Consider the following 17,377-nt stretch of genomic DNA (forward strand, 5'->3'; position numbering starts at 1 on the left):
GGGCAACGTCCGGGCCGGGGGGCGGGCCCCGGCGGCGGAGGCCGGGGTTGCCACCCACGGCGGTACGAGCATCGCGACGGTCAGGACCGCGGCGAGCGTGGTGCGATCGATTGTCACGCATGAAGGATCGGGGAGTCGAGACCGGCTGTGAAGGTCCGACGACTATGGGTGATCCCACAGTCGGATCGGCGGCTCCCGCAACCCGTGCCCCCCGGGGGCTCGTCAGATCCAACCCGACCGTCGTCGCGGCGACGACGACCCTGGTGAACGGCCGCGTCCACCGGTGCAGGGGGCTGATCGTCGATGTCCAGCATCTGTCCAGCATCTGTCCAGTGGACAGTGGAACCTTCGTCAGCAATAGGGGAGAGGCCACCTCGAAAGGAGATCGGATGAGAATGCGTCTGATGGCCAACGTCGGTGTCGAGAACGGGCAATGTGGATTGGGGCGAGACGCGTGATGGCCACGACCTCATGGCAACGGCGCACGACCGTGCTGCTGGCGACAATGGTCACCGTGGCGGTGGGCTTCGCCTCGCCGGGCGTCGCCGCACCAGCGCCGGCGTCGGAGGCGACGAAGGTGACCGCTGGCAAGACGGAGATCAAGACGGCCACTGTCATCGAAGGAACCGCAGGTAAGGCGACGACCAAGACGGTACCCGACACCCGCAGCGGCATGTCCGCCGATCCGATCCAGGTGACGTGTCCTGTCTACAACTCGGCGTACGTGATCTTCTTCGACAACGGCGACGGGGTGTACGGCCCCGGCGACACGACGCTCGTGCACTGGCCGTTCACGGTGGAGTGGTGCTATCCGATCGACAACAACGCGACGACGCTGCCTGTCGTCTTCTACCAGGCCACCGAGGGCGCCGTCTGGATCAACCGCGCCTACCAGGTTTCGGTCGGTGGCGCATTGAACCGCAACACGACCCGCCGGTGGATACTGAACGGATTCGCCGAGGTCGTCACGACGCAGTTCAGCGGTCGGCAGTTCACGATCGCGCTGTGGCTGCCCGGACCGATCGGTAGCCCGGTCTACTACTACTTCCACCCGATCAACGAGCTGACAGTCGACGGCTTCGGAAACGCGGGCGGATGCGATCGCCAGGTCTATCCGAGTGGATGCCCGCTCTAAGGATGACGAGCCGGGGGCCGCGGTCATCGCGGCCCCCGGCTGCTTCGACGGTGTCCCCTGAGGACCGTCCCGCTCCCGCAGGGGCAGACAACGTCGCCGATCTATCTGGAATCTTGCTGGATGACGCACGAGAATGAAGACCTCGAGCATTGCTGCGAGGGAGTGCGGATTGCTTGTCATCCAGGTCCTCGGTCCCATCCGGCTCTGGCGCGATGGCACGGAGATCGGCCTCGGTCCGGCCAGCCGTCGCGCCGTGCTCGGTCTGCTCGTGCTCGCGAAGGGCCGCCCGTTGCCGGGTTCGCGCATCGTCGACGTGTTGTGGGGCGCACAGGCGCCCCCCAGCGCCACCAACGTGATCCAGACCCATGTGAAGCATCTACGCCGGCTCCTCGAACCCGACCGGCGAGCCCACCTGCCCAGCACGGTTCTGCCCTTTGTCGGTGGCGGGTACGCGCTGCGACTGGCGACCGGCGCGGTCGATCTCGACCGGTTCCACGACCTGCTGGCCGCCGCAGCGGAAGCGGACCGACACGGCGACAGCCGGAGCGTCGCGGCGCAGCTTGCCGACGCGCTCGACATGTGGCAGGGAGCACCGTTCGCCGATGCGCCCGCGCTCGAAGGGCATCCGATGGTCCGCTCGCTGCTCGACGAACGCCGCGCGGCGGTGGCCCGCTACGCCGACGTGATGCTGGCCCTGGGATCCGGCGACCGGGCCCTGCCGTTGCTGCGTGAGGAAGCGGCGACACACCCGTTGGACGAGGCGGTGCAGGCGCGGCTGATCCTGACGTACCACGCCACCGGTCGGCGTGCCGAGGCGTTGACTGCCTACGACGTCGCGCGCCGGCACCTGGCCGAGGAACTGGGCGTCGGCCCAGGGGCGGACCTCGTCGCGGCCTACCTGCGTGTACTCGATGACGAGGCACCCGTACCGCCGCTGGATTCACCGGCCGGCACAGCCCCCACCGCGCCGCCGGTCAACCAGCTTCCGGCGGAGGCCGCCGGCTTCACCGGACGCGAGGCCGAGCTGTCCGCCTTGGACGAGTTGGTCAGCGACCAGGGCACGGCGATCCGGATCGGCGTGGTCTGCGGCACCGCCGGGGTCGGCAAGACGACCCTGGCGGTGCGGTGGGCACACCGCACACGCGATCGGTTTCCCGATGGGCAACTGCATCTGGACCTGCGTGGCTACGATCCGCGCCGTCCCGTCTCGGCCAGGTCCGCGCTCGGACACCTCTTGGAGTCCCTTGGCGTCCTGGCCGCAGACATCCCGACCGACCTCGACCGCCGGGCCGCCCGGTACCGGGCCGAGACAGCGGGCCGCCGCCTGCTGATCCTGCTCGACAACGCCGCCTCCGTCGACCAGGTCCGGCCCCTGATCCCGGGTACGGGTGCCGCGACGGTCCTCATCACCAGCCGGGACAGCCTCGCCGGACTGGTCGCCCTGCACGGCGCCCGCCGCCTCATGCTGGATCTGCTCTCCTTCCCGGAGGCGCTGAAGCTGCTGCGCTCGCTCGTCGGCGTACGCATCGATCAGGAACCGGAGGCCGCGGCCGCCCTGGCTCGGCAGTGTGCACACCTCCCACTGGCCCTGCGGGTCGCGGCCGAACTCGCGGCGTTCCGGCCCGCAGAGCCGCTCGCCGGGCTGGTGAGCGAGCTCGCCGACCGGCAGCGGCGGCTGCGGCTACTGGATCCGGGTGGTGACGTGCGGGCGGCAGTAAGAGTGGTGTTCTCCTGGTCCTACCGGCAGCTTCCCGCGGAGGCGGCCCGGCTGTTCCGGCACCTCGGACTGCATCCCGGCCCGTCGTTCGACAAGGACGCCGCCTCCGCGCTCGCCGCCATGACGCGCACCGACGCCGCGCTACACCTCGAACTGCTGGCCCGCAAGCACCTCATACGCGCCGAACCGTCCGGCCGTTACGCCATGCACGACCTGCTGCGCGCATACGCCGTCGAGCTGGCCGCCGCCGACGATCCCGGCCGGGCCATCGACCGGCTGCACGCCCACCTGCTCGCCACGACCGCGGCAGCGATGGACCGGCTGCACCCCGCCGACCGGGCACACCGCCCGGCGGTGGATCGCGCGCAGAGCTTTCCCGACGAGGCTGCGGCACGTGCCTGGCTGGACGCGGAACTGCCCGGCCTCGTCGCCACCGCCGCCGCCGGGCTAGAACACGACCGCCCCCAGTTCACGACCGACCTCGCCGCCACGCTCTACCGCCACCTCGAGGGCGGCGGCTACACCCACGCCGAGGCGTTGCACGGCTACGCGCTCGAAGCGGCACAGTACAGCGGCGACCCGGCCCGACACGGCGTGGCGCTGACCAACATCGGTGCCGTACACCGGCTGCTCGGCCGCTACGAACTCGCCGAGACGCACCTGTCCGAGGCTGTCGCGATCCTGAACCGGTGCGGCGACCAACTCGGCGCCGCCCGGGCCCTGTCCAACCTCGGCATCGTCTACGAACGTCTCGGCCGCGACGACGCCGCCGCGCACCAACGGGCCGCGCTCGCCGCCTACCGCCAGGCCGGCGACCGGTACGGCGAAGCATCTACGCTGGTGAACCTCGGCAACGCCAATACCCGCCCGGGCCATCTCGGCGAGGCGTACGACCAACTGCTTCGCGCCACTGCCCTGTTCCGCGAGGCCGGTGCCGCGGTCGGAGCGGCCAGCGCCCTGACGAACCTCGGCGACGTGTGCACCAGCCTCGGGCGGCACGACGAGGCGGCCGGGCATCTGTCGGCGGCACGCGACATCTTCCGCGCGGCCGGACACGCCTACGGCGAAGCCGTCGCGCTCACGAACCTGGGCCGGGTGCACGGCATTCGCGGCGACCACGCGCGGGCCGTCGGCGACCTGACCGTGGCGATCCGCATCCTGCGTTCGATCGGGCATCGCTACGGGGAGGCGAGCGCACTCAACATCCTCGGTGAAGTACTGACGGTCGTGGGCCGTACCACCGAGGCCGTGGCCCGGCACGCCGCCGCGCTGTCGATCGCCACCGCGACCGGCGACCACGACGAACAGGAACACGCACACGAGGGCATCGCCCGCGCCCAGCGGGAGCCGCTACGCACGACAGGCAGGTGATCCAGACTCCGTCCGGGCCGATTCCGAACCATGTGGTAGGCGGCTGTCAGTTCCGGGCGGGTACGCCGATGGGCCGGGCCGCAAGGCCCGGCCCATCGGGGCCGCGCGTCAGATCGACGCGCTGACCTGTCCGGTCAGCTCAGCCGGTGAGCGAGACCGGTGGTGGCGGCGCCGTGCTCGTACGAGACGAGCAGCGACGTACCGGCCGGCAGGCGCCCGCTCAGCGGCAGGACAAGGGTGTGGCTCTTGCTCAGCGTGGCCGTGGTCTGTGCCAGCACCCGCTCCCCGTCCCAGATGAAGACCCGGGCGGTGCCGCGCTGCTTCACCTGGAGGTCCACCGAGACCTTCGAGGAGGTCCGGACGACCTTCTTGATCTTGACCGTGTTGCCCGGTAGTGCCGCGTAACCACCCGGCGCCACTCCGTCCGAGACGGACTGCAGGATCGTCTGCGGCGATTCGACGCTCAGCGCCGCGGTGTCGGGCATGACCGGAGCCTTCGGCGCCGACGGCAGCGCCGGCAGACCCGGCAGGGTCGTGATGCCCCACCGCCACGGGTCGGCCCGCACACCGCTCCAGGTCGACCAGCCGACCCGGGTCTGCGCGGTCAGGTCCTGCGTGTCCGAGTCGTTCACCAGGATGTTCAGGCCCATCCGCGCCGGGTCGACGGCGTCCGGCAGCACGTCGAACGGCACCTTGACCTCGATCCGGTAGCCGGTGTACGGGTTGCTGGTGACGACAGAGGCGATCTCGAGACCCGGTGCGGTCTCCGGGCCACCCTGGTGGTTGTCCCGCTCCCGGGCGAAGCACGGCGGGTTGCCGTTGGCCGGGTCGTCGGTCGTCGGGAAGAGCGCCACGTTGAACACCGTGGAGGTGTTCGCCGAGTTGCCTCGCGGGTCGATACCGAACTCGATGTTGTCGTTGCGGCGCGGACGCTTGCAGTCCTCGGGAGGCAGGACGGTGCCGAGTACGTCGTCGGTGATGGTGAAGATGGCGTACAGGGCATCGTCGGTGTAGGTGAGCTGCGCGGTGCCGGAGATGTCCTGCGGCGGTGCGTCGGTGCCCTCCCAGCGGGTGGAGATGTCGATGACCTCGCCGGTGTACTCACCCGGTGCGGCCGTGCCGTCGACGGACGGCGCGGTGGTGGCCCTCGGGATCGTGGTGACCGGCACCAGGTTGAACGCCCCCGGCTCGGTGGCGCTGCCACCGTGGTAGCTGGTCTCGATCCGCACCCGGTACGCGCCGTTGTCCGGCGCCCGGTTGGCGGTCGGCAGTGAGGCGTCGGTGTTGGTGACCGTGAAGGTCACCGAACCGCGGGCACCCGGCTGCAGCCCGGTGTACGGCAGTTGCTGCTCCGCCACCGAGAATCCGGCCGGCACGTGCAGCTTGACGGTTCCGGACTGGACCTGGGTGCTGTGGTTGGTCAGGTCGACCCGGACGCTGCGGGTGGCACCACTGGGGATGCTCAGCAGGGACTCGATGAGCGCGTTGAGCTGCTGGTTCTTGTTGCGCAACGTCCACTCACGGAAATCGGCGATCTCCGGCAGCGGCTCAAGGGTGCCCCGGACCGGAGCGGTCGCCTGCACCCGCGCACTGCTGGTGCCACTGCCGTCCTTGCGGCTGGTCATCGTGGCCTCGATGCGGAACCGCGTACCCACCTCGAGCTGCGCGGGCGGGGTGACCGTGAAGCTCTTCACGACCTGCTTGCGCGGGGTGAGCGTACCGACGTCGCCCTTGCCGCTCACCTTCCAGCCGGCCGGAACCTTCAGGGCGACCTTGGCACCCGGGACGGCCCGCTCGGCGTACAGGACCGTGTCCACGCGGATGGGCTGTCCGGCGAGGACCTCCCAGTTCTGCGGTCGTACGTGGATCTCGGTGCCGAGCGGCAGCCCACCGGGAGCGCGCAGGGTGGCGCCCTGGAGCGCCCCGGTGCCGGCGCCCACGTTGGGGTCCGGATACGGGGTGCGGCTGTCGATCAGGTTCAGCCGGTTGCAGCCGATGCTGGCCGGGTCGGTCGTCGGGAAGGCGCTGTTGCCCCAGCCCTGCGACACGTACTCCCGGCGGGCGAAGGTCTGGACCGTGTTCCACCGCTGGCCGTCGTGACGCACCGACTCGTAGCCCTGCCAGGTGCCGAAGATGACGTCACTGGACTCGGTCGGCGTGAAGGTGGTCTCGCACGCGGGGCCGCTGCTGCCGGAGCCGCTGCCGCCGGTCTGGAAGATCCGGGAGACCCGCCAGGGCTTGAGCCCTTCCTTGGTGATCTGTTCCGGGAAGGCCTTCGGGTCGGCCGCGGCGTAGAAGGCCTCCACGGCCAGCATGGCGGCCTTCTGGTGGTTGCCGTGGTTGCCCTGGGTCGCGGAGGGGTTCATCGTGAGGATGACCTCGGGCTTGGTGGTGCGCAGGACCCGCACGATCCGGGACAGGGTCTCCTCGTAGCCCCAGACCTCCTCGGTCAGGGGAGCGCTGGCGGTGTACCAGAAGTCGAGCGCGTCCAGGTTGTAGATGTGGTCGATACCGGACCAGGCCACCGCCCGCCGCTCCTCGGCCTCCCGGAGGATGCCGAGTGCAGGGCCTTCCTCGAGGCCGACGGCATTCCCGCCGCCCTCACCGCGGGTGGTGGTGATGACGCCGGCCTTCATTCCCTGGTACTCGTTCCAGTACCCGAGCATGCCGAGTTGGCTGGCCTCGTCGTCGGGGTGCGCGCCGATGAACATGATGTCCAGGTCGACCGGCTTGTCGGACTTCTTGGACGGGCTCTTCGAAGTGGACTTGGGCGATGAGCCCTCGGGGTGGGCCTGAACCGGACTGGCCAGGCCCAGCGACAGCAGACCGCACATGGCGATCGTCGCTGTGGTGCGCCATCTCATGGGCATACCTCTCGTGGGGACGAGTGCTGCGTCTAGGGCGGCTACCGGCGGGCCGAAGGTCGACAGACGCGTGACTCGCGCCGGGCATCGATCGCGGACAGGTGTCCGCTGGAGACCGGGAACGGTCTCCGTGCGTCGTGGTTGCTAGACGGTGGTGGTGCGCGTGCCGTCGCAGACTGGGCGGTACGCGCGATGGGGGATAGCGGCTGGTCAACGTAGAGGTGATCAACCGGAAGGCCTTCGGGCGGTAACGCTAGGGATGCGTCAGATACATAGTCAAGAGTTTCCGACGACTTTCTTCCTTCTCTGAAGAAACGATTGCGCTGAGGACGGCACCTGCGGCGGTCCCGCCACCCGAGTCGATAAGAAAGGTTTGCCCGGCTTGGAGCCTTTTGGTAGCTGGGGTCGATGTCCGATGCGCCGGCCGGACTGACGTGCGTCGAGACAATTCCGTTACTTGACGCCGTCTTTTCTTCTCAGTAGGAAGGAAGCGTGTCCAAGCAAGCGCCGACCAGTCCGGTCAGTCGCGAACGCTCCCGGGAGATCAAACGCCTCTCGGTGATCGTGGCCGCCCGGCAGGCGCGGCTGCTGTCCCGAGTGGACCTGACCGAGACGACCGGCCTCCCCGCAGCCACCGTGACCGCACTCGTGCGGGAACTCATCGCCGAGGGCTACCTCATCGAACGGGGACCGGGTGCTGCCACCACCGGGCGACCCCGGGAGATGCTCGAGTTCAACCCACGTGCCGAACTCGTCGCCGCGGTCTCACTCGAGCCTCCGCGGATCAGCTGCGAGATCGCCGACAGCGAAGGCGTCCTCATCGCGCACCGCACCGCGCGGCTCGGTGACGACGTGGTCGACACCATCTGCACGTTCGTCCTCGAACTGGTCGGCAGCAACCTGCCGGCGCTGCGTGGGGTCGCGATCGCCGTGCCCGGGGTCTCCACGAACGGTGCGGTACGACTCGCACCGTCGGTGGGACTGGTCGATGCGTGGCCGATCGGCGAGTCGGTGCAGCGGCGGCTCGGCGTACCCGTCGTCGTCGACAACGACGTCAACCTCATGGCTGCCGGCGAGTGCGTCGCCGGTGCCGGGGCGGACGTCACGGACCTGCTCCTGATCCACGTGGCCGACGGCATCGGCGCGGGACTCGTCCTCGACGGCAAGGTCCGCCGGGGCGCCAGCGGCGCGGCGGGCGAGGTCGGCTTCCTACCCCTGGACAGCGCACCGAGACGCAGCAACCGCGGTGTCGGCGAGTTCGAGGCCCGGTGGTCGGCGAACGCCATCGCGGAACGGGTGGTCGCCCTGCATCCGGGACGCCGACCCGAGTCGCCGGTACGGGAACTGATCCAGCTGGCCGCCGCGTCCGCACCGGCCCGCGACTATCTCGACGAGGTCCTCGACGCCTGGGCCAGGCTCATCCTCTCCTGCGCCTGTGTGGTCGATCCGGGACTGGTGCTGCTCAGCGGTGCCGCCGCCGAGCTTGACGACGCGCGCCTCGCCCAGATACAGAGCCTCGTCTGCGCCGGGACTCCAGCTCCCACCCAGGTACGCCGAGCCACCCTCGGCGACCAGGCGGTGCTGCATGGAGCGATCAGCTACGCGCTGTCGGCCACCTTCCCCCTGCCGCTGCTGCCCTGACCGGGAGCCTTCAACACCCTCGAAGTCGGAACGACGCTGGTGGTCCGTGCCGCACAGATCGCGACGGCCTCCCTCGCGTTCGCGGGAGAAGATCCCGCGCGGTTCGAGGTCATGGTCGCAGCGGGCACCGACAGGTACGCCCACCCGGAGTTGCTCGAACAGACGGTCTACGCCTACGTCTCGCCTGGTGGCGATCCTGAGCCGGTGTCGTTGTGCGACGAGTATTGCCGGGGCCAGCCGTTCCCTGCCGGGCGCGGATCCTCCCGATGCGGGTGCGTCGGATGTCGTCGGGTTGGGCTATCCTCGCCCGCGTGGATGATGGCATCTGGGACCAGGACTCCGACGCTTCCCTGGTTATCCGTACCGACTTCTCCCGTTCGCAGGAATGGGAAGAGATTCAGGTAGCGATCGCTGAACCGCAGACGAAGGAAGAGTTCACGGCGTTCGTTGCATTCGTCGATGACCGCGCCTTCGAGAACATCACGCCGCCGCAACTGGTGGAGATGGTGCCCGCAGACAGCGATCACGCCGTCGCGTTCCTCGTCGACGCAGAGACGCTCACCCACCCGGACCGCCCGATCCTGGTGGTGAACCTCGACGACGAAGACGACGAGGACGAAGACGACGAGGACGACGACGAACAGGGCCAGGGGCCTCAGTACTCTGCCACGTTCCGAGTCGTGCCGTCAGAGATGTGGTCGGTGCAGAACAATCTCACGATCGCGAACATGGACTGGGAGGATTTCGCCGAGAACGTCGACGGCGACGGCATCTTCCGCGGCTTCAAGTAGCACCCCACTATGGTGCGGGCCAGGGTAATACGGCCCACGCTTGAGGTCAGCGACTGCGAGAGGCGGGCAGCCGCCACATAGCTGACGTCCGAGGAATTGAACGCGAAGATGAACGTGTCGATCGGGGAGCGGGCACTCTCTTCCTGCATGCCCCAGTAATACCGGCCGTTTCACGTGCGCTTGTCCCTGGCCGCCTTCCGACCATGGTGAACCACCCTGGTCACAGCACTACTAACCGCACCCGGACAAAGGCGTCGGGTCAGGTCCGCTTGCGGCTCGCGATCTCGTCAGCGAGCTGCTGCACACGGACGGGGTCCGCGTCCCTGGCAAGGGCGACGTAGTGGTCCATGACGGCCGGCCGGTAGCGCACGGGCAACGTCTGTCCTGGGGAGAGTCGGGTGAGCTCGGTGATCGTGAGGTCTTCGTCCGCGATGCCGCGAAACGAGGTGCCGTCGGCGGTCTCCACGTCGAACATCAGGACCACGCGTGGACTGCCATCGTTGCTCACCTCTCGCCAATCGACGAGAACGCCGAGCGCAAGCGCCCCCGTACGCAGTTCCGCATTGCGCTTCTGTGCATCTCTGCTGAGGAGCGGGTTCGGCGCGATGCCCGGGAAGTCGGGTCCGACGCCGAGCGATTCCCGACTCAGGTCGGGCCTGAGCTGCGCCACCAGGTCGTTGAGCTTGTTCTTCCAACCGAACATCCTGACACCTCTCTCACGCCGGTGCCGGAATCGCGGCCTGGCGCTTCGTCCTCACCGCGATCATAGGTCGCTGGTCATTCTCGTCCGGCCCGGGCGCCCCGTCGGTCTCGGCCACCGGCGGGTGCTGCTCGGCTACCCACCTGCGGCGGCCTGGTTGACGGGTGGGGGTTCTGCCCCTTAGCGGACCGGTAGGGGAGCGGCCGGAGGCCACCCTTCGGGCGACCGGTGCCGGGCGCGGCCGGTCAGCCCGGCCGGATACAGGGATCGGCGACCGTGGTGGCCGAGGTCCGCGCGGCCTGGCCGTCCACACCGGTTGCTTGTACCCACCACGTCACCGTCGCCGTCCGGAGCCGCTGCACTGTGGCCCGCGCCGAGCTTCCCTGTCCGGTCATGGCCCGACTCGCCGTACGGCCACCCGCCGGTCTCCAGTACACCTGCGCCGCCTCGACTGTGGTGCTGCCGGTGGCCTGGACGACCAGGTTGTAGCTGTCCGCGCCGCAGCGCACGTGCGCGTCGGCCGAGACAGTGAACGGCGCGACCAACCGCGCCGTGGCCGAGGGTCGGGGCGCCGCCGGGCGTGGGGTGCTCGGCCGGACCGGACTCGGCCGCGCCGTGGTCGGCCGTACTGTGGTCGGCCGGAGCGCCGTCGGGCCTGCCGTGGGCGGGGTGGTCGGTGTGGGCGGTGGTTCCGCACCGACGGTCCCACCGTCCTGCCGGGGCGCAGGTGCCCCACCGGAGACGCCGTCGGTGTCGTCCCCTCGCCGTCCCGCCGGGTCCGCCGCCCCGGCAGGCCCCGTCGGCCCCTCGGCCGGTACGCCGGCGACAGTCACCCGGTCGCCGATGAGCGGCCCGGGCGTGAGCGCCCAGACACCGGCGCCGACCAGGAGCGCCCCCAGGAGGGCGGTCGCGGCCACCCGACGTCGCCGACGCGACCTCGCGGACGCCTGACGACCGGAAGACCCTGCGGTACGCGCACCCCCGCCTCGGGTCGGCCCGCCGCGACGGGCCGTCGGCTGGTCCGCCTCGGCAGCGGTGTCGTCGCCCGCCTCCACGCCGTGCCCCGCCCCACCGGCAGACTCCCCGGTCCGCACCGCCACCTTCCCCGACGAGGAGCCCTCCGCCGCGTCACCGGAGCCGTCCCCTGACGGACCCTCAGGGGAGACACTTTCCGACGGGTCGCCGGACGAACCGCCCCCCGACGAACCCTCCGGGGAGACGCTCTCCGACGGGTCGCCGGACGAACCGGCGCGCACCGGATCGCCCTCCGAGACGTCCTGCACCGGGTCCCCGGACGAGACCGCATCGGTGGCAGTCTCGGAGGTGGTCGGGTCCGGCCACGACGCGTCAGCGGCGACGAGGAACGCCGGTGCCGTGTAGGCCGACAGCAACGCCGCCGGACTCAGCTGGTCCCGCCGGAGCAGTCCGCACCGCCCACAGTCGTCGACGTGCCGGGCGACCCGTTTCCGCAGGGTCGGGGTGAATCGGCCCTGCCAACCCGCCACCAGGTCCGCCAGCGCCGGACAGTCCCGGGCACCGCCGCGCGCCACGAGCAGAGCGCCGAGCGCCCGCTCCAACTGAGAGCGTGCCCGAGACAGACGGGCGTGGGCGTGGTTGGCGGGCAAACCGAGGGCCGCGCCGATGTCGGCGGACGACAGATCGTGGCGGATCGCCAGGTGGACCACCTCGCGGTCACCGGGGCTGAGGGACGCCGCAGCGGCGTGGACGAGAGCGCGCACCTGGTCGGCATTGACACCCACCCCCGGGTCCGGCAGGTCAGCGACCGGGTCGTCGGTCTCTCCCCACGGCCTGGAACGGGCCCCCTCGCGAAGGTACCGCAGGCACTCGTTACGCACGATCGCGTACAGCCAGGGACGAAGACGGTCAGGATCGCGCAGTTGATCCATGCGCCGGCCGGCGACGAGGAACGCGTCATGAAGGGCGTCGGCGGCGGCCTCCGGCTCGTGCACCATCGCCCGGGCGTACGTGTGCAGCCGGTCGGCGTAGCGCCGGTACACGCCCTCCAGCCCGGCCGGGTCACCCCGGCGTACCGCCTCGACCAGGCTCCTGTCGTCCTGAGCCGCCGTATCCATCCCTGCTCCCGCCCCCCCGTCGACGGTTCCATTAGAGCGAAGCGGAAAAACTTCTGGACTTTTCTGTTGGCATCCCGACCCTCGGCTGCTCCCACCGGTGTCACCGCATCACCGACATCGAGGAGACACCGATGACACCGACACGTCCCGTCCACCGGCGGGCACCCGTCCGCCGCCTGCTGACCGCCGCCGTGGTGGCCACACTCGCCGGTGGGCTCGTCACGTCCACCCCGCTGGACGCCGTCGCCGCGCCCACCCCCGGCGGCCCGGCCACGGCCTCCGGCACCACCGTGGCGCAGCCGCTGGCCTTCCGGGTCGACCCGGCACTGTCCGCACCCCGGCTACCGATCGACCCGGTGGGTCGGCTCGGAACCGACCGGGAGCTCGGGGTGGTGGCGGGGCCGAGCGGGTCCCCCGCCGGGCTGGTCCTCGACGAGGTGATGGTGCGGGTCGCCGACCAGGCCGAGTTGGACGCCTTCCTGACGCGCTGGGGCGGACAGGTCCTCGACTCGTTCGCCCCGGACGACCAGGGGCAGGACCACCTGGTCCGGGTGGACGCCGACCGGGCCGACCCGGCCGGGCTGGTCGGTGACCTGCTCGCCGCCGAGCCCCGACAGTCCGGCGAGTACCGGGTCGGTGACGAGCGGGCACTGCGGCTGCTCGCCCTGGCCGCAGCCGAGTGGCGAGTCGGCACCGAACTCGTCCTCGACTGGCTGGTGGAGCCGACCGGCATCACCGACGGCGAGGTCTTCGAGGCGCCCGACTTCGCGCACAACGTCTTCGACTGGTCGTTCATGCGGGCCGGGGGTGCGATGGACACCGGCGTCGCGCCCGCCTGGCAGCTCCTCCAGTCCAAAGGTCGGCTGACCAAGCAGGTGAAGTACCTGGTGCTCGACGGTGGGTTCACCCACAACCCCGACTTCCCGGACAAGGTGTCGCTGCACACGGTGGAGTGGGGCAAGGCCAACACCAACGACTGCACCGGCGGTACGCCCTGCCCGTGGCACGGCACCGACGTCGTCCTCGCCGGCATGGGCCGGGTCGACAACGACTACGGCACCGCCGGACCGGCCGGACCCGTGGTCAAGGAACTCGTCGCGGTTCGCAACGGCATCGACTACTGGACGGTGCTGCGCCGGCTGGAGAAGGTCGCCGAGGCGACCCACCCGGACGTGGTCAATCTCAGCTTCACCCGCGACGTCGACCTCGGCAAGTCCCACGCGCGTACCTGGACCGACCGGCGGATGAAGAACGTGCGGGACACCGGCGCGTTGATCGTCGCCGCCGCCGGGAACAACGGTGTGGACGTCGACGCCGACACCCTCTACGTACCCTGCGAGAGCACCCACGTGATGTGTGTGGGCGGTATGCGGGACACCGCAGCGGTGGCGGGCGGGTCGAACTACGGCACCAGCGACCACACCCGCTCGGTCGAGATCTACGGTCCGATGTGCGTCAGGGGTCTCGCCGACCCCGGGAAGCCGGGGAACAACACGACCCGCGCGAACGCCTGCGGCACCAGCGTCGCCGCACCGTTCGTGGGTGGGGTCGCCGCCCTGGTGCTGGCCGCCGATCCCACCCTCACCGCCACCGAGGTCCGGGACATTCTCAACGACACCGCGCACGTCGGTGGACTGGGCGCCAAGGTGACCGGCAGCCAACGCCGGATCGACGCCCTGGGCGCGGTCGCCGAAGCGCTGGGAGTGAAGGTCGGCAAGCCGACGGTGACCATCAGCACCCCGAAGACGGGTCAGCAGTTCGGGGTGGGGCAGACGGTGGACCTGTGGGGCTCGGCAACCGACTTCCTCGGCAAGGAGATCCCACTGACCTGGACCAGCAGCATCGACGGCCTGCTGGCCCAGGGGTCGCAGACCTTCGCGACGCTGTCGGCCGGTACCCACGTCGTCACCGCCACCGCCACCGACAGCCTGGGCCGCACCGGCTCCGCCGCGGTGACCGTCACGGTGGTGGACAGCCCGACGACGGTGGCGGTCATCTCGCCGCCGGTGGGATCGACCCTTCCCGCCGGGCAGTCGGTCGGTCTGGTCGGCACCTCTCACGACCCCGACGAGCCCGGGTCGGTACCCGACTCGCAGGTGTCGTGGACGGTGCGGCGCGGCAACACCGTGGTGTTCCAGAAGAACGGCCACCAGGCACTCCTGCCGGCGGCCACGGTCACACCGGGCTCGTACACGGCGACCTTCACGGCGGACGGCGTCAGCGCCCACCGCGCCTTCGCAGTCGTGGCGGCACCGGCCGGGAAGACCACGCCGACGGCCACGATCACCGCCCCGGCACAGGCCCTGACGCTGACCACTGACGACGGCACTCCCCGGACGGTCGCCTTCGCCGGTACCGGCACCGACGCCGAGGACGGGGCGATCAGCGGGATGCGTCTGCGGTGGACCGCGTACGGCGACGGGGGTGTCAAGAAGGTGCTCTGCCAGGGCAGCGCCGTGCCCACCGGCGGCCCGGTCGACGACGTGGTGCTGCCGAAGAGCTGCTCCGGTCTCACCGCCCCGCTGGGCCTGTTGGACAGCGGGACCACGGTCACCACCTGGGTGGTGTGGCTGGAGGTGTTCGACTCCTCGGGTCTGGTCGGGGTGGACTCCGTGCCGATCCGAATCGAGTCGGTCACTCCCTGACCCCGGCTGCGATACCACCTGCTCCCGGTGGCGTGTCCCGTGTCGCTCCGGCGGCGCGGGACACGCCCGCTACGGCCCGGGGGAGGCAGGGCGTGGACATCTACCGGCGCGCACAGTCCACCGGTAGGGAACTGCATCGTCGTCAGCCGCCGTTGTCGACCCGGCCAAAGTGATGCACCCAGGGCCCGTCGGTGGCCACGAGCGCGGGAACCTACCGGTACGCCGCAGCCAGCCGAACGAAGCCCTCATCCAGCGTCACCTGTGGTGACCAGCGCAGTGCCTCTCGGGTCCGGCTCTGGTCGAACCAGTGTGCGGTGGACAACTGCTCGGCCAGAAACCGGGTCATGGGCGGCTCGTCGGTGCGCCCCAGGGCCGACCACAGCCGCTCCACTGCGGTGCCGCCGGCCTTCGCTGCGGCCACCGGCACCCGAAGTCTCGGTGGCGCCGTCCCGGCGGCGACACAGATACGCTCGATGAGTTCGTACACCGTCCGTGGCTCGCCGTTGGTGACCACAAAGGCATGCCCGTGTACGTCCGCCTCGGGCACCCGGTCGAGCGCGGCGACGAGGGCGTCGACGGCGTTGTCCACGTACGTCGTGTCGATCAGGGCGGTTCCCTGGCCGACCAGTGCCAACCGGCCGGCCTGGGCCCGCGCGACGATGCGCCCCACCAACTGGGTGTCACCCGGTCCCCAGACCAGGTGGGGGCGGATCGCCACCACGGCGAAGTCGGGCGAGTCGGCGGCCAGGGCGAGCAACTCCGCCGAGGCCTTGCTGCGGGCGTAGTGTCCCCGGGCCCGCTCGGGGTCGGCGGCGCCGGCGTCGACGCCGACCAGACCGGTGCCATGGTGAGCGACCGACGGCGAGGACACGTGCACGAATCGGGTCACCCCGGCTGCCCGGGCGGCGGCGAGCACGGTGGCCGTACCACCGATGTTGACGTGCTCGAACTGTCGCCACGGGCCGGTCATCGACACCTTCGCGGCCAGGTGGACGACGGCGTCGACCCCCTCCGCAGCCGCCCGTACGGCTTCCGGATCGGTGATGTCGCCGCGGCGCTCGTCGACCCCGACCAGGCCGCTGGGCCGACGTTGCAGGACGCGGACCTCGTCGCCCCGCATCCGCAACGCGGTGGCAGTGGCGCCGCCGAGCATGCCACTGGCACCGGTGACCAGGACTCTCACAGTCCGCTCACCCTCCCGCCGGCGAGCACACGTTCCGCCCAGTGACGTAGCCGCGTGCGGTCGATCTTCGAGTTGTGGCGGATGTCGGTGGGCAGGGACGGGACCACCAACACGGCCGCGACCGGCGGCACGGCCGCGGCACGTACCGCGTCGGTCAGTTCCCGGCTCGCCAGCCGCGCATGGCGGGTTGCGGGCAGGGTCTCGGCGACGACCACGACCTTCGCCACCCCGGGCGGCCCCACACCGACCACTGCGGCGCGCGCGATCTGCGGCACCGATTCGACCTGCTGCTCGATCCCGACCGGGGCGAGCACGCCGTCGGAGGTGAGCAGGATGTGGGCCAGCCGACCCTGCACCCACAGCCGGCCTTCGGGATCCAGGTAGCCCACGTCGCCGGTGCGGTGCCACCCGGGATTGCGGGAACTGTCCCGCTCGGTCAACCAGAGCCCGTCGTACCGATCCTTCACATGCCCGGCCCTGACCAGGATCTCGCCGGTCAGCCCAGGAGCACCACCAGGGTGCTCGGACGGCGTACCGGTCGAGTCCAGCGCAGCGATCGCCACCTCGACGCCCGGCAGCGGCCGGCCGACGCACACACCGTCACCCGGCTCGGCCTCGACGATCTCGTCGAGGGTGATGTCGGTGACCGGGAGGACCTCGGTCATCCCGTAGGGGGTGTGCGGCTGCGCCTTGGGCATCAAGGCCCGCGTCTGGGTCAGCAGCGCGGCGGGCACCGGCGCGCCCGCGCTCAGCAGCAACGTCACGTTCTTCAACGCGGTGCGCTGGCGATCGTCCACCCCGTCGCCGGTGTCGACCACGTTGCGCAGCGCGGCCGGTGACGCGAACACCGCCGAGGCGTCGACTGCGGCCACCGCCTCGGCGAGAGCGGCGGCGGTCAACGTCCGTGGGGCGGTGACCTTCATGTCCGGGATCGCCGACGGGGTGCCGAGAGCCGGTCCGAAGAGTGCGAACGGCGCGAAGGCCGCCACGATTCCGGCGTCGGCGGTCACTCCGAGGCCGAACAGCGCGTCACGCATCGCGGCGAGTTGGCGATGGGTGTAGACCACACCCTTCGCCGGCCCGGTCGAACCGGACGTGAACAGCACGGCCGCGTCGTCGTCCGGCTCTGGCGCGGCCGGAAGGTCCCGGACGTCGGCACCGAGACGGGCGAGCTTGCCCAGGGTGAGCGCGCCCATCACGGCGGCGCCAGGTCCGGCCCCTGTCTCTATACACATCT

Annotated in this window: 10 protein-coding genes; 5 read left to right on the forward strand and 5 right to left on the reverse strand. The window is 70.6% G+C overall.

The features are described from left to right. The first annotated feature begins 457 nt into the window (after window positions 1-457). Both EYA84_RS11070 and EYA84_RS11075 read left to right on the forward strand, forming a co-directional pair. Window positions 458-1,135 carry a hypothetical protein gene (locus tag EYA84_RS11070; protein ID WP_131052948.1) on the forward strand — a complete coding sequence of 226 codons (678 nt, stop codon included), beginning with the start codon at window positions 458-460 and terminating at the stop codon, window positions 1,133-1,135. 169 nt (window positions 1,136-1,304) lie between these two features. After that, the gene (locus tag EYA84_RS11075) at window positions 1,305-4,223 is read left to right on the forward strand and encodes a tetratricopeptide repeat protein (protein ID WP_236145705.1); all 2,919 of its coding nucleotides are present in this window, start codon (window positions 1,305-1,307) and stop codon (window positions 4,221-4,223) included. 134 nt (window positions 4,224-4,357) lie between these two features. Here the strand turns inward: EYA84_RS11075 and EYA84_RS11080 are convergent, their stop codons facing one another. Continuing rightward, the gene (locus EYA84_RS11080; RefSeq protein WP_131052950.1) at window positions 4,358-7,087 is read right to left on the reverse strand and encodes a PIG-L family deacetylase; all 2,730 of its coding nucleotides are present in this window, start codon (window positions 7,085-7,087) and stop codon (window positions 4,358-4,360) included. Window positions 7,088-7,579: 492 nt separating this feature from the next. On the opposite strand from EYA84_RS11080, the gene EYA84_RS11085 reads away from it, so the two are divergent. Then, on the forward strand, window positions 7,580-8,728 hold the full coding sequence (locus tag EYA84_RS11085) for an ROK family protein (RefSeq protein WP_131052951.1): 1,149 nt from the start codon (window positions 7,580-7,582) through the stop codon (window positions 8,726-8,728). A 311-nt stretch (window positions 8,729-9,039) separates the two neighbouring features. Next, window positions 9,040-9,519, forward strand: a complete 480-nt coding sequence (locus EYA84_RS11090) for a DUF6924 domain-containing protein (RefSeq protein ID WP_131052952.1) — start codon at window positions 9,040-9,042, stop codon at window positions 9,517-9,519. A gap of 259 nt (window positions 9,520-9,778) precedes the next feature. On the opposite strand, the gene EYA84_RS11100 is transcribed toward EYA84_RS11090, so the two are convergent. Further along, window positions 9,779-10,222, reverse strand: a complete 444-nt coding sequence (locus tag EYA84_RS11100; RefSeq protein WP_131052953.1) for a hypothetical protein — start codon at window positions 10,220-10,222, stop codon at window positions 9,779-9,781. Between the two features lie 242 nt (window positions 10,223-10,464). After that, window positions 10,465-12,312, reverse strand: coding sequence for an RNA polymerase sigma factor (locus tag EYA84_RS11105; protein WP_131052954.1), 1,848 nt, complete (start codon window positions 12,310-12,312; stop codon window positions 10,465-10,467). Window positions 12,313-12,443: 131 nt separating this feature from the next. On the opposite strand from EYA84_RS11105, the gene EYA84_RS11110 reads away from it, so the two are divergent. After that, complete coding sequence (locus EYA84_RS11110; RefSeq protein ID WP_131052955.1) at window positions 12,444-14,957, forward strand: S8/S53 family peptidase; 2,514 nt, start codon at window positions 12,444-12,446, stop codon at window positions 14,955-14,957. A gap of 211 nt (window positions 14,958-15,168) precedes the next feature. Here EYA84_RS11110 and EYA84_RS11115 read toward each other — a convergent pair whose 3' ends face one another. Both EYA84_RS11115 and EYA84_RS11120 read right to left on the reverse strand, forming a co-directional pair. Continuing rightward, entirely contained in the window at window positions 15,169-16,140 is a 972-nt protein-coding gene (locus EYA84_RS11115; RefSeq protein WP_131052956.1) for an NAD(P)-dependent oxidoreductase, read from the reverse strand. Next, on the reverse strand, window positions 16,137-17,377 hold a 1,241-nt coding region (locus EYA84_RS11120; protein ID WP_153227104.1), incomplete at its 5' end, for an AMP-binding protein. The genes EYA84_RS11115 and EYA84_RS11120, both read right to left, overlap by 4 nt.

It is taken from the genome of Verrucosispora sp. SN26_14.1 (genome assembly GCF_004307965.1).
In the GTDB taxonomy this organism is placed as follows: domain Bacteria; phylum Actinomycetota; class Actinomycetes; order Mycobacteriales; family Micromonosporaceae; genus Micromonospora.

Bases quoted from the DNA above. Each gene is read 5' to 3' on its own strand.
- EYA84_RS11070 (WP_131052948.1), top strand. From the start codon at position 458: ATGGCCACGACCTCATGGCAACGGCGCACGACCGTGCTGCTGGCGACA.
- EYA84_RS11100 (WP_131052953.1), bottom strand. From the start codon at position 10,222: ATGTTCGGTTGGAAGAACAAGCTCAACGACCTGGTGGCGCAGCTCAGG.
- EYA84_RS11110 (WP_131052955.1), top strand. From the start codon at position 12,444: ATGACACCGACACGTCCCGTCCACCGGCGGGCACCCGTCCGCCGCCTG.
- EYA84_RS11105 (WP_131052954.1), bottom strand. From the start codon at position 12,312: ATGGATACGGCGGCTCAGGACGACAGGAGCCTGGTCGAGGCGGTACGC.
- EYA84_RS11080 (WP_131052950.1), bottom strand. From the start codon at position 7,087: ATGAGATGGCGCACCACAGCGACGATCGCCATGTGCGGTCTGCTGTCG.